Source organism: Undibacterium sp. Tian12W, assembly GCF_049339405.1.
In the GTDB taxonomy this organism is placed as follows: Bacteria; Pseudomonadota; Gammaproteobacteria; order Burkholderiales; family Burkholderiaceae_D; genus Undibacterium.
Genome location: NZ_JBMPPK010000002.1, coordinates 42,851 through 67,264 on the forward strand (window position 1 = coordinate 42,851; position 24,414 = coordinate 67,264).

At 51.9% G+C, this 24,414-nt stretch carries 16 protein-coding genes and 1 tRNA gene; 8 read left to right on the plus strand and 9 right to left on the minus strand.

Annotated features, from left to right (window positions below):
• Window positions 1–29: 29 nt before the first annotated feature.
• Both ACO0LI_RS02340 and ACO0LI_RS02345 read right to left on the minus strand, forming a co-directional pair.
• Window positions 30–2,786 carry a M16 family metallopeptidase gene (locus tag ACO0LI_RS02340; protein ID WP_423030554.1) on the minus strand — a complete coding sequence of 919 codons (2,757 nt, stop codon included), beginning with the start codon at window positions 2,784–2,786 and terminating at the stop codon, window positions 30–32.
• 189 nt (window positions 2,787–2,975) lie between these two features.
• Complete coding sequence (locus tag ACO0LI_RS02345; protein ID WP_423030556.1) at window positions 2,976–3,812, minus strand: D-hexose-6-phosphate mutarotase; 837 nt, start codon at window positions 3,810–3,812, stop codon at window positions 2,976–2,978.
• A 155-nt stretch (window positions 3,813–3,967) separates the two neighbouring features.
• On the opposite strand from ACO0LI_RS02345, the gene ACO0LI_RS02350 reads away from it, so the two are divergent.
• Together ACO0LI_RS02350 and ACO0LI_RS02355 are read left to right on the plus strand one after the other, a co-directional pair.
• Complete coding sequence (locus ACO0LI_RS02350) at window positions 3,968–4,351, plus strand: SirB2 family protein (protein ID WP_423030558.1); 384 nt, start codon at window positions 3,968–3,970, stop codon at window positions 4,349–4,351.
• A gap of 26 nt (window positions 4,352–4,377) precedes the next feature.
• The gene (locus tag ACO0LI_RS02355; RefSeq protein WP_423030560.1) at window positions 4,378–5,949 is read left to right on the plus strand and encodes an amidase; all 1,572 of its coding nucleotides are present in this window, start codon (window positions 4,378–4,380) and stop codon (window positions 5,947–5,949) included.
• 14 nt (window positions 5,950–5,963) lie between these two features.
• Here the strand turns inward: ACO0LI_RS02355 and ACO0LI_RS02360 are convergent, their stop codons facing one another.
• Window positions 5,964–7,562, minus strand: a complete 1,599-nt coding sequence (locus tag ACO0LI_RS02360) for a GMC family oxidoreductase (protein ID WP_423030562.1) — start codon at window positions 7,560–7,562, stop codon at window positions 5,964–5,966.
• A gap of 129 nt (window positions 7,563–7,691) precedes the next feature.
• Between ACO0LI_RS02360 and ACO0LI_RS02365 the strand changes: the two genes are divergently transcribed.
• Window positions 7,692–8,711 carry a helix-turn-helix domain-containing protein gene (locus tag ACO0LI_RS02365; RefSeq protein WP_423030564.1) on the plus strand — a complete coding sequence of 340 codons (1,020 nt, stop codon included), beginning with the start codon at window positions 7,692–7,694 and terminating at the stop codon, window positions 8,709–8,711.
• On the opposite strand, the gene ACO0LI_RS02370 is transcribed toward ACO0LI_RS02365, so the two are convergent.
• Together ACO0LI_RS02370 and ACO0LI_RS02375 are read right to left on the minus strand one after the other, a co-directional pair.
• Complete coding sequence (locus ACO0LI_RS02370; RefSeq protein WP_423030566.1) at window positions 8,712–11,045, minus strand: PAS domain-containing protein; 2,334 nt, start codon at window positions 11,043–11,045, stop codon at window positions 8,712–8,714. It lies immediately after the preceding gene.
• A gap of 34 nt (window positions 11,046–11,079) precedes the next feature.
• Entirely contained in the window at window positions 11,080–11,547 is a 468-nt protein-coding gene (locus ACO0LI_RS02375) for a thioredoxin family protein (RefSeq protein ID WP_162061561.1), read from the minus strand.
• A gap of 345 nt (window positions 11,548–11,892) precedes the next feature.
• On the opposite strand from ACO0LI_RS02375, the gene ACO0LI_RS02380 reads away from it, so the two are divergent.
• Complete coding sequence (locus ACO0LI_RS02380; RefSeq protein ID WP_423030569.1) at window positions 11,893–13,050, plus strand: DNA polymerase Y family protein; 1,158 nt, start codon at window positions 11,893–11,895, stop codon at window positions 13,048–13,050.
• A gap of 22 nt (window positions 13,051–13,072) precedes the next feature.
• On the opposite strand, the gene ACO0LI_RS02385 is transcribed toward ACO0LI_RS02380, so the two are convergent.
• The 4 genes from ACO0LI_RS02385 to ACO0LI_RS02400 all read right to left on the minus strand — a co-directional run bounded on the left by ACO0LI_RS02385 (window position 13,073) and on the right by ACO0LI_RS02400 (window position 17,557).
• Complete coding sequence (locus tag ACO0LI_RS02385; RefSeq protein WP_422952560.1) at window positions 13,073–13,846, minus strand: substrate-binding periplasmic protein; 774 nt, start codon at window positions 13,844–13,846, stop codon at window positions 13,073–13,075.
• Between the two features lie 56 nt (window positions 13,847–13,902).
• On the minus strand, window positions 13,903–14,436 hold the full coding sequence (locus ACO0LI_RS02390) for an HD domain-containing protein (RefSeq protein ID WP_423030571.1): 534 nt from the start codon (window positions 14,434–14,436) through the stop codon (window positions 13,903–13,905).
• 81 nt (window positions 14,437–14,517) lie between these two features.
• Window positions 14,518–17,292, minus strand: a complete 2,775-nt coding sequence (locus tag ACO0LI_RS02395; protein ID WP_423030573.1) for a M16 family metallopeptidase — start codon at window positions 17,290–17,292, stop codon at window positions 14,518–14,520.
• A gap of 188 nt (window positions 17,293–17,480) precedes the next feature.
• Window positions 17,481–17,557, minus strand: a tRNA-Arg gene (locus tag ACO0LI_RS02400).
• 269 nt (window positions 17,558–17,826) lie between these two features.
• Here ACO0LI_RS02400 and ACO0LI_RS02405 point away from each other — a divergent pair.
• The 4 genes from ACO0LI_RS02405 to ACO0LI_RS02420 all read left to right on the plus strand — a co-directional run bounded on the left by ACO0LI_RS02405 (window position 17,827) and on the right by ACO0LI_RS02420 (window position 24,189).
• Window positions 17,827–18,384, plus strand: coding sequence for a c-type cytochrome (locus tag ACO0LI_RS02405; protein WP_423030574.1), 558 nt, complete (start codon window positions 17,827–17,829; stop codon window positions 18,382–18,384).
• 646 nt (window positions 18,385–19,030) lie between these two features.
• On the plus strand, window positions 19,031–21,739 hold the full coding sequence (locus ACO0LI_RS02410; protein WP_423030576.1) for a TonB-dependent receptor: 2,709 nt from the start codon (window positions 19,031–19,033) through the stop codon (window positions 21,737–21,739).
• Window positions 21,740–22,076: 337 nt separating this feature from the next.
• The gene (locus ACO0LI_RS02415) at window positions 22,077–23,141 is read left to right on the plus strand and encodes an NAD-dependent epimerase/dehydratase family protein (protein ID WP_422952555.1); all 1,065 of its coding nucleotides are present in this window, start codon (window positions 22,077–22,079) and stop codon (window positions 23,139–23,141) included.
• 31 nt (window positions 23,142–23,172) lie between these two features.
• Window positions 23,173–24,189: an AraC family transcriptional regulator ligand-binding domain-containing protein gene (locus tag ACO0LI_RS02420; RefSeq protein ID WP_422952554.1), complete on the plus strand. Its 1,017-nt coding sequence runs from the start codon at window positions 23,173–23,175 to the stop codon at window positions 24,187–24,189.
• The last annotated feature ends 225 nt before the right edge of the window (window positions 24,190–24,414 follow it).

Here is a 24,414-nt window from a genome sequence, read left to right on the forward strand (position 1 = left end):
ACTGATTCCCGGTTTGATGACAAACAAACTTATTTGGCAGTTGCCGCCTTGGCCTTGGCTTCATCCGCAGCAATAAAGACACTCATTTTGGCCGGGTCTATATAACGTCGGAAGGCATCGTTCACCTGCTCTACTGTCAGCGCCTGTATCTTGTCATCCATGGCTTGTGACCAGGCCCATGTACGTTTCAAATACAGATTGCCGTTCCAGCCGCTGGCGACTGCACCATCGTTGCTGCGGCCTTGTACGCGCTGCTGCAAGAGCCCGGATTTTGCTTTGGCCAGTTCATCGGCTGTGAAGCCTTCCTTGAGGGCGCGCGCCAGTTCTTCCCTGACGGCGATTTCCAGTTTTTCCAGATTCTGCGGTGCTGCCGTGGCGCTGATACTGAAACTACCTACCGGGTCAATTTCACCTGCAGTCAGATTCGAACCACCACCATAAGACAGACCATCTTTTTGACGTATGCGCTCCATAACGCGTGAGTTCATGCCGGCGCCACCACCAAAAATATAATTGGCCACACGCAGAGCTGGGAAATCCGCATCATCTTCACGCAGGCTCAGGTTCATGCGGCTGGAGTAAACACCGTTTTCCTTGTCTGGTGTATTGAAAGTCTTGCGCACAGCAGGAATGTCTTCACGCTTGCTGACCAGACGGGAGTAAGGAGACTTGCTGGTCCAGCCATCAAATACTTTGGCAACAGTTTGTTTGGTACTGTCCACATCAAAATCACCAATGATGGACAATTCACCTTTGGATGCGCCATAAAAATCTTTATGGAATGCCTTGACGTCTTCCAGCTTGGCATTACGTATGGATTCCAGTGTTTCATCCAGTGTCATGGAAGCACGCACATCGCCTTTTGGATAGGTATTGAAATGCTGGGCCATCGCGCGGCTGGCAACGGCAGATGGTTCATTACGTGACGCTTCTGTGTTGACCAAAGCTCTTTCTTTCAATTGCTTGAATTCGCTTTCCGGGAAATTGGCTTCCTTCAAGACATGCGCCACCAGTTCTAGTGCTGCCGGCAAATTCGCCTTGGTGGTCTGGAATGAGTACAGGCCGCCACTCATTTTCAGCTTGGACATTTCATCTGCCAGCTGCGCGCGTGAATATTTGCTGGTACCGGTGCTCAACAAGCCGCCAGTAAAGCCCATGACGGTGGATTTGCCAAACAGGGTTTTTTCATCACCCCAGTGCAAATTCAGGGACACATTCACGGTTTCGCCACGGGTCTTTTTAGGCAACAAGGCCACTTGCAGATTGCCGATATTGCTGACTTGCGTGCGCTTGTCGATGTTTGCTGGTGACGGGTCAAACACTTCGCCTGTCAGTGTCGCTGCCTTGGGTTTGAAGTCTTTCATGACTTCAGCAATAGTTGGTGCGGCGGGTACGTCAGCGCGTTGTGGATTATCTTCCGGGATGAAGGTGCCGACGGTACGGTTGTCGCGCACCAGATATTTTTTCACAGCGGCAGTGACTTCTTCAGCGCTGACTTTATCTGCATCATCCCTGTCCTTGAACAGGTAGCGCCAGTCACCCATGGCGATATATTCAGACATGCTGACGCCGATGGATTCGTGGTTGTTCAGCAGTTTTTCATAGTAGTTGGCATTATCGCGTTTCAGGCGTTCCAGTTCTTCCTTGGTCGGCGGATTTTTCTTGAAATCTTCTATGCCTGCCAGCAGCGCATCTCTGGCTGCATCGACAGATTCACCTTTCTTGACGACGGCACCGATGATGCTGAGGCCAGGTTCAACTTGCCCCATGCTGCTGGAAAATACTTGTACCAGCTTGCCTGTCTCTACCAGTTGTTTGTGCAGGCGGCCATGCGGTGCACTGGCCAGTATGCTGCCAGCATAGTTCAGGGCATCACGGTCATGGTGCAAGCCAGCCGGTACCTTGTAGGCAATCATCACCATCTGCACATCACCCTTGCGACGCACGACAAAGCTGCGCTCGCCATCCTGGGTTGGTTCTGTGGTCCAGAACTGCGGCAGGCTGCGTGTTGGCTTGGCGATTTTGCCAAAGGAGGCACTAATCCATTGCAAGGCTTTTTCAGCTTCAAATTTACCCGCTACCAGCAGCACGGCATTGTCTGGCTGGTAGTAGTTACGGTAAAAACCCTGCAGGTTTTCTATCTTGACGTTTTCTATATCGCTGCGGTTACCTATGGTCGAATTGCCATAGTTATGCCAGTCAAAAGCCACGCTTTGCAGACGTTTCATCAGTACTGCGCCGGGTGAATTTTCACCACGCTCATATTCATTGCGCACGACCGTCATTTCGGTGTCGAGGTCTTTTCTGGCAATATTGGAATTGACCATACGGTCGGCTTCCATCTCCAGCGCCCATTTCAGGTTTTCATCGCTTGCCTGAAATAGTTCAAAATAATTGGTGCGGTCCAGAGACGTGGTGCCGTTAATGCGCATGCCGCGTTTATTGAAATCTTCCGTGATTTTAGGATTGGTCGGTGTGCCCTTGAACATCAGATGTTCCAGCAAATGCGCCATGCCGGTTTCGCCATAGTTTTCATGGCGTGAGCCAACCAGGTAGGTGACGTTCACCGTTACGGTGGGCTTGGATGCATCTGGCATCAGCAACACGCGCAGGCCATTGGGCAGACGGTATTCCGTGATTCCCTCAACGCTGGTTACCTGGCTGACACCTTTGGGCAGGGTGTCTGCCAGGGTGACGGGGGCGGTAAACAGAATCGCACCGCCCAGCACCAGAGCGCGCAAGACGGGTTTGAGAGTAAGCTGCATGCCAGAGCGTAGTTGTTGCATAAAATCCTTCTATGATGTCAGGGTACAAAAATAATAAATCCGCCGGGCGGATTACACCTGACGGATATGATTTATGAAAATAGTTAAAGTTGCAGCTATTTTGTAATAAAGATAGACGACATTTGCCGAACGGCACTAAATGGCTTCAGGCCATTTCAATTGTAACTATGTGTTAAATATAGTCATTTGTCAATTGCGCGCCGGATTGTGTGCGGACTTCACTTCCAGCGTCTGGCTGCCACTCCAGCTATCGCCTGGTGCCAGCATGATGGGGCGTAATATCGTCGCTGCCTCCACGCACAGCATATTGTTTTCACCGCCAGCATGCAGGTCATTGATCTTGGCAGCGCCTGCACCGGGGTTCCAGAACACGGCATCGGCAAAACCACTGCTGCGTATGAGGGTATTTTGTTGTGGCTGACGCAATTCAAGCTGGGCCGGAACATGGCCATAGATGCGGTCGGTTTCACCGCTGATGCGCAGGCAGGGCTCAGCTTCCAGACAATGATCTGCTCCTGTAACGGTATCGCGGTAATACAGACCCTGCAGACCATGCAGGCTGACATCTGCAATATCCTGTACCGCCAGGTAGGTATGCAGGGCTGTGCTGAAGCTGAAATTGGTGTCGCCCGTGTTGTGTATGTCCAGCACGATTTGCAGGCTATTGCCCAGTATGCTGACGCGCAGTTCTGCGCGAAAGACATAAGGCCAGATAGTCAGGCGGGCGATGTTTTCTTTGAGTTCATAGATGGCCTGGGCTGCGCCACTCTCCAGTAAGCCAGACTGCAAGAGCTTCCATTCAGAAGTGCGGGCAAAACCATGCTTGGGTAAAGTACCTTGGTTGGAAAACTGCGGGAACACCACCGGCACACCACCACGGATGGCGACACCATCCTGAAAGGCCGAGGTCTGGCTCATGAATAATTGCTCAACCCCGTCCGCAGGTATCCAGGAACACAGATGCGCGCCCTGGCTGGCAATTTTTGCAGTGGCACCGTCTTGGGATGTGAGATTGAGGAAATTCATGCAGGCTTTCTTTCAGTAAATATTGATATGCATCAGTGTAATGGATAGTTGCGCAAATGGCATGCGTTTGCTCTTACTTACCGCGCTTACCACGACAAAAAAAGCTGGCTTTCGGTTAGTATGGCAGGCACAAAAATGTCACGGAAGTAAAACCCATGCCCATCAGCTATCTTGCCGTTAAACACCTGCATCTGACTTGCGTGGGCTTGAGTGGCAGCTTGTTCCTGCTACGCGCTATCTGGAAAATGCGTGGCTCTGCGATGCTGGATAAGCGCTGGGTAAAAGTGTTGCCGCATGTGATAGATACGCTCTTGCTGGCCAGTGCCCTGACGCTGGCAGTATTGAGCGGGCAATATCCCTTTCAGCAAAACTGGCTGACGGCAAAATTATTTGCGCTGATACTGTATATCGTTCTTGGCACAGTCGCCTTGAAACGTGGCAAGACACCCGCCATACGCACTGCTGCTTTTATCGCTGCCATCCTGGTTTTTGCCTATATCATCAGCGTTGCACTGAGCAAGCAAGTCATACCATTCTGATCAATGAGACGTAAGAGATATTTTTCATGAGCATCTATTTTTGCAAACCAAAGTACAGTCTCAGCCTGCTTGCTGTCTTGCCCCTGCTATATGGTCAGCAAGTCCTTGCCAGCGAGACTCTGCATGAACTCGCGCAAGATTTGCAGACCGGTAAAACCACGGCACAGCAAATTTTTGATAGCTATGATGCGCGCATACAAATGTATAACCTGGGCATACAGGCGGTGACCACGCGTAATCCGCAAGCCAGGGCTGACGCATTGGCAGTAGATCAGCAAAAAACGCCACGTAGCAGCCTGGCAGGTTTGCCCTTGCTCTTGAAAGATAATATCGCCGCGCGCGGCATGGTGACCACCGCCGGTTCACTGGCGCTGGCAGACAATCTGGCAGCGCAGGATGCACCTGTAGTTGCCCGCTTGCGCGCTGCCGGTGCCATCATTCTTGGCAAGGCCAATCTCAGTGAATGGGCAAATCTGCGTTCATCCCAATCAACCAGTGGCTGGAGTAGTGTCGGTGGACAAACCCGCAACCCCTATGCACCTGAGCGCAGCCCCTGCGGTTCCAGCGCTGGTTCAGGGGCCGCGGTAGCTGCGCGTCTGATTCCTGCTGCCATCGGTACAGAAACCGATGGTTCCATCGTTTGCCCGGCATCTGTGAATGGCCTGGTTGGTTTGAAACCCACCATAGGCCTGGTCAGCCGCACCGGCATCGTCCCGCTCAGCCATAGCCAGGATACAGCTGGCCCCATGACCCTGAATGTGCGTGATGCCGCGATGTTATTGAATGTCATGGCTGGCAGCGATGCACAGGACCCGGCTACCCGTGCCGCCAACCGCCACCGCAGCAAGGACTATACGGCAGGCCTGCAAACCACCGCCTTGCAAGGTAAGCGCCTGGGCATAGTACGCAAACTGGTAGATGGTTATGACACCGCGACCAAGATGTTGTTCGACCAGACCCTGGTCACCCTGATTGCGCAAGGCGCTACCGTCGTGGATCAGATAGACCTGCCTTATCTGGAAGAGCTGGATAAAGATGAATTGACGGTCTTGCTGTATGAATTCAAGGCAGACCTGAACGCCTACCTGGCCAAAACCCCAGCCACCGTCAAAACCCGCACGATGGCAGACGTAATCGCCTTCAACAAGCAACATGCAGACACGGTCATGCCCCATTTCGCGCAGGAATTGATGGAGCAGGCACAGGCCAAAGGCAAGCTCAGTGATGCCGCCTATCGCCAGGCCAGCGCCCGTATCAAACTGCGCGCTGGCAAGCAGGGCATAGATGCGGTACTCAAAAAATACAAGCTTGATGCCCTGATTGCACCGACGACCGGCACCGCCTGGCTCATTGATTACAAGGCCGGCGACGTGCTCGAAGGCAGCGCCAGCAGCCCGGCAGCAATCGCCGGTTACCCGCACCTGACCGTGCCCATGGGTACAGTCAGGGGTTTGCCGGTTGGCTTGTCACTGTTTGCCGGTGCCTGGTCAGAAGCAAAATTGCTGAACATGGGCTATGCCTTTGAGCAGGCCAGACCAGCCCTGCCCGCGCCCAGCCTGGCAACCACAGCAACGGCTGCAACGGCAGAAGTCAAATAGCCCGCCTGTTTTGATTACAAGGCAGCCCTGATCATGTCCGCTGCCTTTTCCCCTATCATCATGGTGGGGGCATTGGTGTTGCCACCGATCAGGGTGGGCATGATAGACGCATCAACGACACGCAAACCTGTCATGCCATGCACGCGCAATTGCGGATCGACCACTGCCATCGCATCCACGCCCATCTTGCAAGTGCCAATCGGGTGATACACGGTGTCGCTGGTCTGGCGCAGGACTGCACGTATCTCATCATCAGTATGCACATTCGCGGTCTGGAAGTCACTGGTGCGTGCTGCTACCAGCGCTGGCGCATCCATGAGTTTGCGTGTCAGTTTGAAACCCTTGACCATGCTTTCTATATCATCCGGGTGTTCCAGGAAGCGCGGGTTGATCAGAGGCGCAGCCATAGGGTCTTTGCTGGCCAGTGTCACTTCACCTATGCTCTTGGGACGCAACAGACACATATGACAGGAATAACCATGACCCAGATGCAGCTTGCGTGCATGGTCATCCAACATGGCGAGCACAAAATGCAGTTGTATGTCAGGCGCGCTCAGACTGGTCTCCGTCTTCAGAAAGCCGCCGCCTTCAGCCCCGTTTGAAGTCAGCAAGCCGCGCCGCTGCCTTTGATAGCGCCGGAATTCCCTCACCATGCGCAGGCTGCCACCAGCGGATACACCGAGCAAATCCAGGCTCTTGGCGCGGTATTTGAAGACGAAATCAGGATGATCCTGCAAATTCTGGCCTACGCCGGGCAGGTCGTGAACTACGGGTATCCCCAGCGCTTGCAAAGCCTTGCTATCACCCACGCCGGACAGCATCAATAATTGCGGGGTCTGGAAGGCACCTGCTGCCAGCAAGACTTCCTTGCCTGCTTTTAAAGTTTTGGTCTGCCCGCCCTGTCGGTATTCCACACCCACGGCGCGCTTGCCTTCAAACAATATGCGCGTCACATGGCAGCTGGTTTCCACTCGCAGATTATTGCGCTTGCCCGTATGCGGGTGCAGGTAACCGCGTGCCGCTGTCCAGCGTTCACCATTGTGCTGGGTGACCTGGTAGATGCCCACGCCTTCCTGCTCTTCGCCATTAAAATCCGAATTGATATTAAAGCCTGCCTGACGTGCTGCTTCCAGATAAATTTGCTGGTAGGGATTATCGCTGCGCAATTCACTGACATGCAGCGGGCCAGACTGGCCGTGATAATGACCGCCATGGGTTTCATTGTTTTCAGACTTTTTAAAGTAGGGCAAGACTTCATCATAAGACCAGCCAGTATTGCCGAGCGCTGCCCACTGGTCATAATCCTGTTTATGGCCACGGATATATACCATGGCATTGATGCCCGACGAGCCACCCAGCATCTTGCCGCGCGGCTGGTAACCGCGCCTGCCATTCAGGCCGGGTTGCGGCACGGTTTCAAATGCCCAGTTATTCAGCTTGGTCGGCAACATCGCCACCACGCCCGCTGGGGTATTGACCACCCAGCTATCCCCCTTGCTACCGGATTCGAGGATGGTCACATGCAGATTCGGGTCTTCCGTCAGGCGGCCAGCCACGGCACAAGCGCCGGAACCGCCACCGACGACGATGTAGTCGGGTGTAGTAGTTGTCATATTGTCTCTTAATATTATTGTGGTTCACACTATATTGCCGAAATCTGAGTTCCGGTGTAGCTTAGGATATTAAATCTTCAGACTCCAGAACGTAAGGACAAATCCTGCCAGCTTGCAGTGAATGCGCAGATGAACAACAAAGTGCTCTCAGTACAGGATGCAGTATTTCCGGCTCACCCGTTTTCGGGCCTGCTGGCGATAGGTCGCGAGCGTGACTGGCGTTTGCACGACATGTTCCCGGCACTGGGCCTGAATGCAGAAGGCCGCCCGCCTGAAGATGTACGCATCAGCTATGCGCAAGCCAGGGAGAGTTTGTTGCAGGCACGGTATCATGGTGGCGCAGACCTGGGAATATTATCCGGCGCCCGCAAGTCCCTGCCAGCACTCGGTGCGATGGCGAGCGGCATGCTGGCGCAAGCGACATTGGCAGAGGCCATGCATTTTGGCCTGGAGTACCAGTTGATCGCCGGTGCCATGGTGCAATTGCAACTGGAGCCTGGCGAACACACATCGGTATTGACGGCCCGCGCCCTGTTTGATGATGGCGAGTTACAGGATTTCCTGGATGCCGATCACCTGGCAACCGCCATCAACGTCAGCCGTGCCCTGTGTGGCGCGGCTCTGCAAATCGACAAAGTGGAGTTGCGTGGTAACAGGCAAGCCAGCCGTTCTGTTGCCGAAGATTTCTTTGGATGTCCCGTCGTCTATGGCGCAGATGTCAGCCGCGTCATCGTCAGCAACAAGGTACTCGATACCTTCTTGATCAACCCTGACCCTGAGCTTGCCGCCAACAGCAAAATGCGCTGCGATGCAGAGCTGGCCGCTGTCGGCCTGACAGGCAGGCAAAGCCTCTTGCACAAATTGGTCGGCTTGCAATGTGATTACCGCAGTGTGCCGGAATTGGCGAGTGCATTGGGCATCAGCGAGCGCTCCCTGCATAGACTGCTGGCGCGTGAAGGCTGTTCTTACTTCCAGATCGCAGAAAGCCTGCGCATGGAAAAAGCCAGGCATTATTTGCGTAACACCGACATGAGCCTGGACGATATCGCCGCACAATTACATTATTCAGACAGCCGCAGCTTTCGCCGTGCATTCAAACGGGCAGTGAACTTGACGCCTTCAGAATTCAGGCTAAAAAATCTTCTCTAATCAACGATACACATCAAACTCAAACCAGAAAGTCGAACCTTGACCCGCTGTACTGGCAAAGCCGATTTGTCCATGCATTTTTTCCAGCATGGCTTTGGTGATGGACAGACCCAGGCCGGTGCCGCCTTTTTGCCTGGTGTCGGTGCCGTCGGCCTGGGTGAAAGGTTCGAACAAGTGTTCCTGGAATTCCACGGCGATGCCTACGCCTCTGTCCCGCACTTCAACACGGTAACGCGGGCCTTTGCCAAACACACGCAATAACACGGTTTCGCCTTCACGCGAAAACTTGGCGGCATTCGAAATCAGGTTAGCCATGACTTGCATGAGCCTGTCATGGTCAGCCAGTATCCAGGCCTGTTGCGGGTGGTGATCAAGTACCAGGTTGACCTTGAGTGAACTGGCATATGATGTATGCAGTTCCAGCGCATTTTGTACCAATGCCACGAGGTCCAGTGCTTCTGAGCGGAAGATCATCTTGCCGCTGGCCAGTTTGTCCATGTCCAGGATGTCATTGACCAGGGTGATCAGGCGCTTGCTGTTATTGTGGGCGATGCGTATCAGGTGCTCGGCCTGTTTGGGCAAGACGCCGCTGACGCCAGATTCCAGCAAACTCAGTGAGCCACGTATCGAAGTCAGCGGTGTGCGCAATTCATGGCTGACGACGGAAATGAATTCCGTCTTCAAACGGTTCATGCGCAGCCTGTCACTGATATCCATCGCAAAGGCGACCCAGCCGCGTTCAGAATTTTCCAGATGGCTGAGACCGACCAGAATCGGCACGCCTACATTACCACCTTGCAGCAACATGATTTCAAAAGGCGCGGTGGTGCCGGTCTGTATCAAGTCTTGATAAGCTTGCTGGCAGATTTTCATATCCTGGGGTGACAACAGGGTATGCCATAGATTATTGCGGCTCAACAGATAGTCACGGTCGTAGCCACTGAACTGGGTGAACACGTCATTGACATCAAGTATCTCGCCTGATTCATTACCCTGAATAATACCGATCAGGCTGGAATTCATCAGCCTTTGCAGGCGTTGCTCACTGGTGCGCAGGGCATCCAGCGTGGCTTTTTGCTCAGTCACGTCTTCTATCATCCAGACTGCGCCGCGCACATAGCTTTCTGTCGGCAACGCGCGGCCTGCCACGCGGCCAGTGAAAGCTTCGCCATTGAAGCGACGCAAATACCATTCCAGTTCTACCAGCTCGTCAGCCAGCAGGCCAGGCGTGACCTGGGCGCTGAAGGCTTCATAATCCTCTGGCCCCTGATAAAGGAAAGTGGTTTTGACGCCTATCATGGCCCGGGCATCAGGGAAACGGCATAACTCTGCCAATGCCTTGTTGGCCCTGACGATGACACCATCGCTGACAAACATGATGCCCACCGGGGCATTGGTGATGAGAATTTCCAGTTCCCTGGCCAGTTCTTTATAACGGTTTTTGTTGGACTCAAGCAGCTCCTGGTTTTGCCTCAGCATTTCCTCGGTCTGTTTGCGCTCGGTGATATCGATGTGGGTGCCAACCATGCGCAAGGGCTTGCCCTTGCTGTCCCATTCAACAATGCTGCCTAGCGACATGATCCAGCGCCATTCACCTGCCTTGTTTTTTTGCCGGAACTCGGCGTGGTAATCTGCCCCGCCTTGTGCCGCTGCATGGGCTTTGTAAGCCTGTTTGAGATTCGCGACATCATCGGGATGTACGCCCGTGCCCCAGAAATAATCCCAGAACTGCTGGGGGTGAGCAAAATCGCCAGGATCGTAGCCCAGCATTTGCAAATATTCGGGGCTGAAGCTGCCGTCACCGGTTTGCAGATTGATGTCATACAAACCCTGGTTAGAGGCTTTCATGACCAGGCTACGCTGGCGCTCTGCGGCCAGCAATCTTTGCTCGGTCAGTTTGCGTTCGGTATTGTCACTCAGGAAGCCATGCCAGAGCACACTGCCATCAGGCAGGCGTTCAGGAGTGGCGTCGCCAACGACCCAGCGATCGGGTTGGCCATCTGCAATGATGCGGTATTCCTGGTGCCAGGGGGTAAGATCGACAAAGGACTTGCGCACGGCCACGATCATTTTTGGCAAATCATCGGGATGCACTTTGGCGAACATGAAGCTGGCATCTTCACGCAATTGCTCAGCCTTGACACCAAAAAAAGTTTCTACTGCCTCACTCGCATAGGGCAGGCAAAAACGGGCGTCTGGATAACGGCGGAACTGATAAAACATGCCCGGCAGGCAGCGGGAGAAATTGGACAGCAAGGCGTGACTGCGTTGCAATGCCGCCAGTTCGGTTTCTTCTGGTGCAAGCTCGGCTGACATTGCAGGTAACTCAGACATGCCAGGTAGTCTTTTCCATATCTGTCTATGCTATTCAGCGGTAAAGGGCAGTGATTTCGTCAAAGAAATCATAAACGCCCTGTTCACTCATCTTGCGCGCATTCGACAATTCGCCACCCTTGGAGGCGAACAGCACGCTATTGTCCGGCCTCAGCAAGACAGCAGCTGGTATGCCTTTCTTGGTAGGATTACCATAGAAATCTACCAGCTCCTTATTCTTGTCAAACTGGCCCACGTTCACTTTAACGGTGATGAACTTTGTGGCCAGCAGAGGCTCATTTTTGCCATGCATGGATTTGTCGAGCTCCAGGCAATCTTTGCACCAGTTGGCACCAAAGATGACCAGGACTTTTTTATCGACTTTTTTGGCTTCTGCCAGCGCTTTGTTGATCGCGGCCTGGGCGTCGGCAGTTTCATCATAAGCCTGAGGTGGGGCAGCACTGGCCGGGCTGACAGCCAGTACCAGACTGAATGCAAAAAGCAGGGAAAGCAGTTTTTTCATCATTAATCCATTAGAAAACGCAGGAAAAAGCGACAAATGCAGGATGAGTCTATCTTAGCTTAAACAGTATGTGGCTGTAATTCTCTGTTTGATGAAAAATCGGGTTTTGCTGTATGTATGTTCAGTTATTTGTGCAATTCAGGATAAAATAGCTTATTCCTGTTTTTAATCCAGTTTTTGATCTTGTTTTTAATTTCGCTTTTTAATCTTATTAGTTCTTTAAGTGGCGCAGTTCTTGAAAATGTTTATACAGTGCGCAGTACGATGGCCTTGCTACCCGGCGGCATGCAATGATGGGAAGCACCATGCTTGCCATGATTTATTACAAGGCTATTGTTGATTGTCATGAATAATAAACCACGCCGGATTGCCCATCTGGACATGGATGCATTTTATGCATCTGTTGAATTGTTAAGATATCCAGAGCTTAAGGGGCAGGCGGTATTGATAGGCGGGGGCTCTTCACATCGTCCGATTCCCAAAGGGGATGGCACGCATGAGTTTTCGCGCATCAAGGACTATGTCGGGCGCGGTGTCGCTACCACCTCGACTTATGCAGCGCGGGCGCTCGGCATATTTTCTGCGATGGGCATCATGAAGGCGGCAAAGCTGGCGCCGGATGTGTATTTGCTTCCAACGGACTTTGATTCCTATCGCCATTACTCCCGGTTGTTTAAAGAAGCGGTCGGCAAGATTGCGCCCAAAATTGAAAACCGCGGCATAGATGAAATCTATATCGACCTGAGCGACCATCCGCAAGAAACGCGCGAACTGGCAAGTAGCCTGAAGCGGGCCGTTGCTGAGGCAACCAGTCTGACTTGCTCGATTTGTGTCGCTCCAAACAAGTTGTTGGCAAAGATAGGCTCTGACCTGGACAAACCTGATGGCCTGACCATATTGCATATGGAGGACGTGCCAACGCGAATATGGCCCTTGCCCGTTAAAAAAGTGAATGGCATAGGGCCAAAAGCAACTGAGCGCCTGGCTAGCCTGGGTATCAACACTGTGGGCGAGTTGTCCAATGCAGACCTGGGGCTGCTGCAAACGACCTTTGGCAGTAATTATGCTGGCTGGCTGTATAACGCGGCGCGCGGCATTGATGACAGGGAGATTTCTACAGAGTCCGAGCCCAAGGTCATCAGCAGGGAAACTACCTTTGACCGCGACTTGCACGCCGTTCACGACAAGGCGGTATTGACCGAGATATTCACTGACCTTTGCACTCGCCTGGCAAGGGACTTAACAAAAAAGGGTTACCGCTGCAAAACCGTGGGTATCAAGATACGCTATACCGATTTTCGTATCTCTACCCGTGACATCACCATTCCTGTTGCCACGGCTGATCCTGCCGTCATACGCAGGACGGCAGGAGAATGTTTGCGCAGAGTGGCGCTGGAACACCGCTTTCGCTTGCTGGGCGTAAGGGCCAGTGCCCTGATCAGAGAGGCGGATGTCAGCAATGAGCGGCAAGTCAGCCAGGGCATGCTGTTTGATGACACTTGATTACTAATCTTTGGAATGAATGTTACGGTTGTGCACTCTGCATTTGCTGGAAATACAGGTTTTCAATTTTCCTGAGATTGAGTTTTTCCAGATAAGGATTGATGAGTTGTTGATATTTTAATCCCCGTTCATTACGCTGGAAGCAGATGTGCAGGGAAAAATTGATGACTTCTTTGGGATGGAAAATAATGCTTTCCTGCCCGTTCTTTAAACTAGTCTCAGTGATCAGCAACTGCCGCAAGACATCCTTGCTGATGACGACCACATCCACCCGCCCTGCCATCAGTTTGCGCAAATTGCTGATGTCTGATGGTGCCACATCAAGTCTCAATTGTTCTTTTTTGACCTGGGCATCAAATTCTTCACCATTGGCATAGTCTTGTACCACGCCTACGGTCAGGCCTTTCAGATCAGCATAATTTTTCCAGTCGAAATGCCTGTCTTTCAACGATGCCAAGCCGATGGCGCTGGTGCCCAGCGGCGCCGAGAAATAGCAGGTTTTTTCCCGTTCCTTTAAATAAAATGCAGGGAAATAGCCAGCGTAAGAAGGATCATTCTGCCCCAGTTGCACGGCACGGCTCCAGGGTGTGTAACTGATATGGGTGTCCATCCCCGCCTGCAAGGCCGCCGCTTTGACGATGACTGACGTCAAGCCTTCATCGGGCAGATGTGAGCCCACATACGGTGCCCACTCCAGTGAGGCGAGTTGCATGACAGGCCTGTCGGCGGCCAGAGACGACGCACCTGACAAACTGGCTGCGATGATAAAAAGAAAACGGAACAACCGTACACTCATGGCATAAGGCTAGCGTGGGCAAGAATTGAGTGTAGCGCAAGTATGCCTGGGCAACTTTAAGAGATAGTTACATACCTGCTGCGTTCCAGTCTGTCACTGCCTCCAGCGGCAATGGTTTCAAATACATCGTCAAGTGTGGTGAAAATATCCCAGTGCTCAACTTGCTTTTGCAGTGCGATTGCCTGTATCAGTTTCATTTCCAGTTCAGCCTCGCGCTTGCCCTTCCATAACTTGTCTGCTGTTGCGACAGCTAATTCTTCCAGGCTCAAGCCTTCCCCTTGCCATTGTGCGTGAGTCACACAGCAGCGGGCAACGATACTTTGCACGCCTTGTTCCAGCAGCATTTTTTCACCAGCAGGTTCATGCAGTGAGCCGGGGCCATCGAGTTCATTGGGATGCAGGATTTTCCCGGCGTCATGGATGGCGGCACTAAGGCGTATCAGATTTGCATCGAATGCCAGACCCATGTCTTCAAATTGTGCGATCAACAAGTCCGCTGCTTCACCGACCAGTTTGACATGGGTGAGCAGGCGTTCTTTTGCGCCAAGTGTTGACAGCAACTGGTAAGCGTCAGTGGTGGTGTTGAGCATGATGAGCAGTGAGGATGGCTAATAAAAAAGGCTTGCACGGAATGACGTGCAAGCCCACCTCTTAAAAACGACTAAAACTGATTATTTAAAATCACCCGCAAATACGCGCACGGTTTTTTCGTATCCCAGGTGTCTGGCCATGGCTTCTTTTACCTGTACCACGGTCAGTGCCTGTATCTTTTTCTCTACTTCAGCACGGTATTGCATATTGCGGCCCAGGTAGAGATTGTTCGCCAGTGTTGGTGCCAGTGCTGCGTCCTGGCTGCGTTCGAGCTGGTACTGCTGGATCAGGCTCTTCTTGCCATCTTCCAGTTCTGCCTGTGTGTAGCCTTCAGTCAGTACCCGGTTGATTTCTTCGCGTATGCCGGTTTCCAGCTTGGCACGGTTTTGCGGTGCATAAATAGCGCCTACGGAAAAAGTGGCTACTTCATCGAGGGCAGAAGCATTGAAGCCAGAACCACCACCATAGCTGACACCATCTTTTTGACGGATACGGTTCAAAATACGTGAGTTGGCGCTGCCACCCAGCAGGTAGTTACCCAAAACCAGTGCAGGGTAATCAGGGTGCTTGATGCCCAATGGCAGTTGCATGCCGGCATAGAAGAAGGCGTTTGCCTTGTCCGGTGTGATGATTTGTTTATCATCTGCCTTGGTGACCTGATAAGGTCGGGCAACGCGGGTGAATTTTTTCTGCGTATTCCAGTCGCCAAAGGCAGTTTGCAATTCCGCTTTTACTTTGTTGGCATCAAACTCACCCACGACGGCAATTTGCGCCTGGCCTGGATGATTGGCACCATAAAATTCTTTCCAAAATGCCTTGGCATCGGCCAGTTTGGCCGTTTTCAGGTAAGCAATCTGTTCATCGATGCTGCGGTAGTAGCGCGGGTCATCGCTGGAATAAATGTTTTGGGCTTTTTTACCGGCATCAACAGCGACTGATTGCGGTTCTTTGCGTGACTCTTCCAGCTGTGCCAATTGCGAATTCAACAGTTGTGTGAATTCAGCTTCATTGAAGGCGGGCTGGCGCAGGGAATCGCGCACCAGTTCCAGTACGCGTGGCAGATTGTCGCGTATGGTTTCTACCTGGATATTCACCATCGTCGCATTGCCATTGATTTGCAGCTTGGCCTTGAGCTTGTCGAGTTCTTCGGTAAATTGCTGATGGCTGAGTTTTTCTGTGCCACGGCTGAGCATGGCAGCAGCCAGCTCGGCGGCACCGGCTTTGCCCTTCAAACTATTTTCATCACCGAGGTTGATATGCATGGACAGCACGACAGTATTACCGCGTGTGGTCTTGGGCAACAGCGCATACTTCAAGCCATTGCTGAGTGCGCCTGTCACAGTACGTTTGTCGATATTGTCGGCAGAGGCAACAAAGTTTTCTGCCTGGGCGATCGCCACACCGGGTTTGAATTGCTTGATCTGCTCCTCGACTGCAACCTTGGCAGGTGCTGGAGAGCGGTCAGGTTTCTCGGTAGGGATAAAACTGCCCGAGGTGCGGTTGCTGGATTTAAGCCAGGTAGTGGCAACACGTTGCACATCATCCACTTTAAGTGCCTTGACGCGGTCACGGAACAGGAAGAACAAGCGCCAGTCGCCAGAGGCGATGTTTTCAGACAGGGACACGGCAAATTTTTCAGGGTCATTGAAGACCTGGGCAATGTCTGAATCCAGCTTGGCTTTTGCCCTTGCCAGTTCTGCTTCAGTGACTGGTGACTTGTCGAAGCTTTCTATGGTTTCCAGCAAGATCTTCTTGGCTTCTGGCAGGTTTTGCTCGGTGCGCAAGTTTGCCCCCAGCATCAAAAAGCCTGGTTCTTCGAGATTGGCTGCCCAGGGGAAGACATCCGCAGTTTTCTTGGTTTCAACCAGGGCCTTGTACAGACGGCCATTCGGTGTGTCACCGAGGATCAGGGCCAGCGCTTCTGTCGCGGCATAATCAGGGTGCGCAGCAGGCACGGTGTGATACAGCGCTGCGATCACTTGTGAATCACCAACGCGGCGCACGATGACATCGCGCTCACCATCTTGCACCGGGTCTAATGTATATGTAGGTTCCAGTGCACGTTTTGGCTTCGGTATTTTGCCAAACTGGGTGGCAATCAATTGCAGCGCCTGTTTGGCGTCAAAAGCACCGGCCACGATCAGGGTGGCATTGTCAGGCTGGTAGTATTTACGCCAAAACGCCTGCAGGTGGGGGATGTTGACATTCTCGACGTCAGTGCGCGCGCCTATGGTGTCCTTGCCATAGTTATGCCACTGATGGGCACTGGACATGATGCGCTGCATGAGGATGCCGACGCCGGAATTCTCATTCTTTTCCATTTCATTGCGCACGACCGAGAATTCAGTCTTCAGGTCTTCACCAGAAATGCGGGAATTGACCATGCGGTCAGCTTCCATGCTGATGGCCCAGGCCAGGGTTTCAGGCTTGGCCGCAAAGGTTTCATAATAATTGGTGCGGTCCAGCCAGGTCGTGCCATTGAATTGCACGCCACGTTGCGACATTTCTTCCCACAGGCGGGGGTGTGCTTTACTGCCCTTGAACATCAGGTGTTCGAGCAAATGCGCCATGCCGGTTTCGCCATAATTCTCATGGCGCGAGCCAACGCGGTAGGTAATGTTAACGGTCGTGGTTGGTTTGCTTGCATCTTGCACCAGCAAAACGCGCATGCCATTTGCCAGCTGGTATTCATCTATGCCCTCAACCTGACGCACAAACTGCACGCCGGCAGGCAGCACGGCTTTAGCTGCCGCCGCATTTTCAGCCGCGATAGCGGGCGGGATATGCACCAGGGTAGTAAAAGCCAGTGCCAGGGACAGACTCAAGCTGCTGAGTTGCATGCGCGATGATTTCATGTAGCGACCTTTATGTAATATAGTAAATACCAAGCAATGAGGGGCGGCACCTGTATGACCAGGCATGGCAGGAACCGTGACGCAAACCTAAAGCAGTCAAGCTTAGTACAAATATATCAAGAAAAGCAACCCGGACATACAAAAATGCCAAGTGCAGCAGGGGGCAGGGGAAAAGGGCAAGAAAATCATGGCGCGCCAGACACGAATCGAACGTGCGACCCCAGCCTTCGGAGGGCTGTACTCTATCCAACTGAGCTACTGGCGCGTAGATTATGCATAGTCATGCATAAGTGATACAGGGGTAATGCAAGGGCAACATTCTAACCCAAATTAAGCCCGGCCTTACGTATCAAAGCAGGGAAATTGTCGTTAAACCAGCCAGATTTTCCGCATTCTTGGCGCGTGCAGCTTGCTTTTCGTTCCAAACACGACGCTTTCGCACTATAATTCCAAGCTTTGGCGTGCGCGGTTCAATTGCCTGCCAGCATAGACGAACAGATTTTCTGTATCTAATTCATTTGCATTGAGGAAACCATGAGCGACGCGCACGACGAACACGAATCAGCGATCAAGACCCCTAAGCAACTCATCGTTGCTATCCTCGCCGGATTCCTGGTCCCCATTATCGCCATTGTCTTGCTGGTACAGTATGTATCGAATGACAAAAAAGTTGGCGCAGGTTCGTCTGCACTGACGCCAGAAGCCGTTGCCGCCCGTATCGCCCCGGTGGCTGACCAGGGTTTCAATTTCAAGGATGCCAACGGTCCCAAGACTTTGCAATCTGGTGAGACAGTATATAAAACCATTTGCGCAAATTGCCATGACTCTGGTGCGGCTGGTGCTCCAAAATTCGGCGATGCTGCTGCCTGGGGCCCGCGTATTGCCCAGGGTTACGACAAGGTAGTCGCCAATGCTTTGGGTGGTCTGCGTTTGATGCCTGCTAAAGGTGGCAATCCTGATCTGGATGATATTGAAGTTGCCCGTGCAGTTGTTCACCTGGCCAATGCTGGTGGTGCCAAATTCAAGGAGCCTGAAGTCAAGGCAGCCGCAGCTGCACCAGCAGCAGCTTCTGCTGAAGTCTCGACAAAATAAGCTTTTCAGTATTCGCCTGTCATTCAGGCAAACAAAAAACCCCGGTGCGCCGGGGTTTTTTGTTTGTTTTTTCTGTATTTCCCAGCCAATCAAATTAGAAATTGCACTGAATTTCAGTTAAATATAGTCAAAATAAGATATTTGCTGGTACAAACTGTTTTATTTTGATACATTTTGGTGCAAAATTTCCTTGAGTAATTGTTATCCCAAATGCCTGGGATAAGCGCAAATTATTACTCTCGTGATAATGTTTCCATTAATCACTATTCCTTTAAAAATTTCGCTTTTTTGCGGAACTTCCCTCTGTATTCAGAATCAAATGCAAACCCTGCTCCTTGTCTTTATGTTGCCATAATTCCATCTTGTTGTTTTTTTGCTGCATGCATTCTATCAATATTGACAATGGAATCTCTTAGATGTTCTCATGCTGAGGCAAATTTTTTGAAAGTAATTTCTCAAAATTTCCCACGCGTAAAAAAAAATTTCCATATTATTTGGTAATTTTGCAATCTGGCAAAGTTTGTTTGGTTTTTGCCGGATTTTGTTTAGAACACATAAAGAACGGAGCGCAATAGTGATAAAAGAAAAAACAATTTCAAGATCAGTAAGACTGATCTGTTCCAGTGGTTTGTTGTTGAGCATGGGTATGATGGCTCAACCGACTTTCGCACAAGAAGGTGTACAGAAAGTTGAAATTACCGGTTCCAGTATTAAGCGTACTGAAACAGAAGGTGTTGCAACGACTCAAATCCTGAGCCGTAAAGACATCGAACAATCAGGAAAAACTTCTATCGCTGATGTGGTCCGCAGTATTTCTGCTGACAATAACGGTAGTATCAGTGGCTCTTTCACTAATGGTTTCGCTGGTAGCGCTTCCGGCGTGTCCCTGCGTGGTCTGAGCGTCAGCTCCACTCTGGTGCTGATCAATGGCCGCCGCACAGCACCGTATGGTTTTGGTGATGACGGTCAACGCAGCTTCGTCGATCTGAACTCCATCCCTCTGGATGCAGTTGATCGTATCGAAATCCTGAAAGACGGCGCATCCGCGATTTACGGTTCTGACGCTATCGCCGGCGTGGTTAACGTGATCCTGCGTCAAAACTATGTAGGTCAATCTGTTTCCGCGAATATCGGCCAGTCTTCCCGTGGCGATGGCCGTACCACGAGCGCATCCGCTGCGATCGGTTTCGGTAATCTGCAAACAGATAAATACAATCTCTTCATGACGATTGATGCCAAAAAGCAAGAAAAAATCTGGCAAAAAGACCGTAGTGACTACATCGGCCAGGCTGATGCACGTCCATGGGGTGGCCGCGACCAACGCGCTGGTTTCATCACTTCCGGTAATGCCGGTGGTTCCAATGCACTGGGTACCGTACGTCCAGTAAGTGCAACTGGCGGCACTATCGCTGGTCGTGGTGTTCAACAATTGCCAGGTACTTGCTCTGCGGCAAATCTGGATCCAGTTGGCGGCACTTCTTTGGATAATGCTGGCGGCGGTTGCTTGTTTGATCCAGTTGCCTACCAAACTATTCAGCCAGAAACACAAAACCTGAATCTGTATGCACGCGGTACTTTTGCCATCAATGACAAAACCACAGCGTACACAGAATTGGGCTTGTTCAATAGCAAGGCAAAAACACAGACAACACCATCCGGTTTGACCGGTTCTGGTTTTGATCTGGTCAATGCCCGTGTCAACATTACTGGTTCAGGTCCTGACCAATTGTTGTTGCCTATCGGCCATCCAGACAATCCATTTGCTGATGCCCGCGCGCGTCCACGCTGGATCGATACAACACGTCCACGTACTGCCGATCTGGAAACAACAGTTACCCGTTTCCTGGCTGGCGTAAAAGGTACAGTTGCTGAGTGGGATTACGATGCAGGCTTCCTGTATGCTGAAAGCAAAACAGACAAGACTCAAAACGGTTACTATCGTCAATCTGCTTTGAAAGCAGCAGTGGCGAATGGTACTTTCCGTATTGGTCAAGGCCGTATCAATACACCTGAAGTACTGGCACTGGTTTCTCCAACGTTGAAAAACTCTGGCGTGACGAAGAGCACTTCCGTCGATTTCAAAGCAACACGCGAACTGACACAATTGCCAGGCGGCCCATTGGCGATTGCGGTAGGTGCTGAGTACCGTAAAGAAGAAACCAACAGCGAAGCAACACCATTCACTAACACGAATGACATCGCTGGTCTGGGTTACTCTGCTGCCAAAGGCTCACGCAACGTTAGCGCGATCTACACAGAATTGGCTATCCCGGTATTGAAATCCCTGGAATTCCAACTGGCTGCCCGTTCAGACAAATACTCTGACTATGGTCGTTCCACTACACCTAAAGCTGGCTTCAAATACACACCAACTAATGCTATCGCATTCCGTGGTACGTATGCTGAAGGTTTCCGTGCTCCTAGCGCGGCAGAGAACGGTGATTCCGCTGTAGCTGCATTTACCAATATCGGCAGCGATCCTGTCCGTTGTGCAGTGACTAAACTGGCTGCTGATTGCTCTTCACAACAGGTTGGCGCGATCACGATCGGTAACAAAAACATCAAGCCTGAAACATCCAAGAGCTATAGCCTTGGTCTGGTTGTAGAACCTATCAAGAACTTCAGCATCTCCCTGGACTGGTGGAAAATCGTCCGTGAAGGCGAAATCAGTGGTTCTGACCCAGGTGCGATCGTTACTAACCCAGCTGGCTACCCAGATGCACAAATCGTGCGCGGCGAACCAACAACCAACTTCCCTGGCCTGGTTGGTCCTATCCTGATGGTGAAAGCGCCTTACCTGAATGCTGGTAAGACACAAACTTCCGGTCTGGATCTGGATATGCGTGCGAAGTACGACATGGGCAGCAACGGCAAGTTGAATGCCGGTCTGGTTGTGACCTACATGAACGAGTTCAAGAGAACTGATGCTGATGGTACTACGCATGAATTTGCTGGTACTCACGGTGACGTGAACTTGTCTGGTGACGGCGGTACTCCACGTACTAAAGTCAGCGTTAGCCTGGGTTGGGAACGTGGTCCTTGGACATTGTCCGGCAACGTGAACCATGTATCCAGTATCAGCGACACCAATGAAATCGGTGGCGATTGCCTGGACGTTGATGCCAACGGTAAGCCTTACCTCGGTTGCCGTATTGCTTCCTTCACAACAGTCGATATGTTTGGTAAATGGAAATATTCCAAAAACCTGGAATTCACAGCATCCATCACTAACCTGTTCGACAAGATGGCACCGTTGGACGTCCAGACTTATGGCCGTATCAACTACAACCCATCCCTGCATCAGTCCGGCGCAGTTGGCCGTTACTGGAATATCGGTGGACGTTACACATTCTAATGTTGACGTAACTGACAGCATGGCCTGAGTTCCAGCATCACCAGTTTGCACCGGTGATGCCAGTACCAAGGCAGGTTGAAAGACAAAACCCCCGCAAGCTTGCTTGTGGGGGTTTTTATTTATGACGTGCGGCATGCGTATGTGTATATGTATGCGGCTTGGATATGGCTATGGCTATGGCTGTCATGTCCATGGCGCGCATTGCATATCATGTGGCGCGTTTTGATGGCGCTTGTCTGCACGCCACAGGGGAAAATATCAATCAAAGCTGCCGCCAGAGCTGTTGCATGGCAGGCATTCCCATGAATTGAAACATTGAAACCTGTGAGAGCAAAGCATGCTGAACATAGATAAGACCAAACCTGTACTGGTGACTGGCGCCACCGGCTATGTCGCTGGCTGGATAGTGAAACGGCTGTTGGAAGAAGGTGTGACCGTCCATGCTGCCGTCCGTAACCCCAGCGATGTAGCAAAACTTGCTCATCTGGACCAGATGGCTCTTAAATTGCCGGGCAGCATACGTTATTTCAAGGCTGACTTGCTTGAAGAGGGCTCTTATGCAGAAGCCATGCAGGGATGCTCAATCGTTTTCCATACCGCATCCCCATTCAGGCTGGACGTCAGCGATGCCCAGAAGGATCTCGTCGATCCGGCAAAACTGGGGACACAAAATGTGCTTCAAACAGCCAGCAAGACCGCTTCAGTAACACGCGTGGTGCTGACCAGCAGTTGTGCCGCCATCTATGGCGACTGTGCAGATGTTGCCAACACGCCCCGCCAGGTTTTGACCGAAGACATCTGGAATACCAGCTCTTCATTGCAACATGTGCCCTATTCCTACTCAAAGACCGTGGCAGAGCAGGTGGCATGGGAAATTGCAAAGCAGCAGACTCGCTGGAACCTGGTTGTCATCAACCCCAGCTTCATTCTTGGTCCCGGCTTGAGTACGCAAGCCACTTCCTCGGAAAGTTTCAATTTCGTCCGCCAACTGGGGGATGGACGCATGAAAGCGGGTATCCCAGATATAGGTTGCGGTGCAGTCGATGTGCGCGATGTGGCCGAAGCCCATCTGCGCGCCGCCTATCTGCCAGATGCCAAAGGACGTCACATTGTTTCCGGGCATGACAGTTCCCTGCCCATGATAGCCCAGGCTTTGCTGCCTAAGTATAAAGCCTATCCGCTACCGCGCCGTGTCCTGCCAAAATGGCTGGTCTGGCTGGTCGCACCTCTTGCTGATAAAAGCATTACACGTAAAATGATTTCCAGAAATGTTGCTTATGTCTGGCGGGCAGACAATGGCAAGAGCATCCATGAGCTTGGAATGTCTTACCGTCCCTTGCAAGTTACAATTCAGGATATGTTTCAGCAAATGATAGACAGTGGGCAGATTCCCAAGCCTTGAGCGTCAACCTGAGCAGGGTGAACTGAAAAAAATGAAACGAGCGACCCATTTCTCTGTCCAGCCTGGCTGGCGACTGCTGCTCAGCGACATGGGCCTCAACCCCGATCACTTGCTGCGTCTGGCGCAGTTGCCGGCAGACCTGTTCACGCGCAAGGACGGCACGATTACGGCAGCCCAGTATTTCGGCTTGTGGCAAGCCATAGAGACCTCGGCTGGAGTAGCATCACTGCCGCTGCTGGTTGGCGCGGCCATTTCGGTTGAAGCATTTGACCCGCCGATTTTCGCGAGCTTGTGCAGCCCCAACCTAAATGTCGCCATGCAGCGCTTGTCTGCATTCAAGAAGCTGGTCGGGCCAATGACACTGAACGTGCAGGCCGGGCAGGCCAAGACTGTCATAACGCTGGAATGCTATGGCAATGAAGGCCATATTCCCAAGAGCCTGGCGATGACAGAACTGGTCTTTCTCACGCAACTCATCCGCCTGGGGACACGCTATCGTGTCATTCCACTGGAGGTGATGCTGCCGGAAATGCCCGCAAACCTGGATGACTATGCCGCATACTTTGGCCTCCCGCCAAAAAAAGGGGCGCTCATACGGCTGACATTTTCTGCGCATGATGCAGCCAGACCCTTCCTTACTGCCAATGAAGCCATGTGGGGATATTTCGAACCGGGTTTGCGCAAGCGGCTATCTACACTGGATGCGACGGCAAAGATCAGTGAACGTGTAAGGGCAGTATTGCTTGAGGGCCTGCCGGCAGGCGAGTATTCGGTAGAGACTGTCGCCCGGCATCTTGCCCTCAGCAAGCGTAGCCTGCAGCGACAACTGAGTGAGGAATCTACCAGTTTCAAGGACATACTCAACGCCACTCGCCAGCAACTGGCGCAGCATTACCTGAGTACCGCCTCTGTTTCTCAGGGGGAAATTGCTTACCTCCTGGGATTTCAGGAAGTGAATTCCTTTATCAGGGCATTTAAGGACTGGACTGGTAATACCCCTGCGGCCTACCGGCATGACTTGAATGTCCTCGTCAGCACTACGCATTGAGTTTGCAAGAGTGCCGGTTGGACTGGCAAATCTGCCCGAAGTCTCAATAAAGTCTCAATGAAGTCTCAAGCGCTTCCAACGGCCTGTCCCTCCGCAATTGCTGAGGCTGGCACACATTTTCGACTAAGCATAGGTGGGATTTATTGGCTTTTTGGTGACTTATTGCCAGTTTAAACACGCATATTGCAATTTGACGATGGTGTTCCGGGAAAGGAAATTGTGATT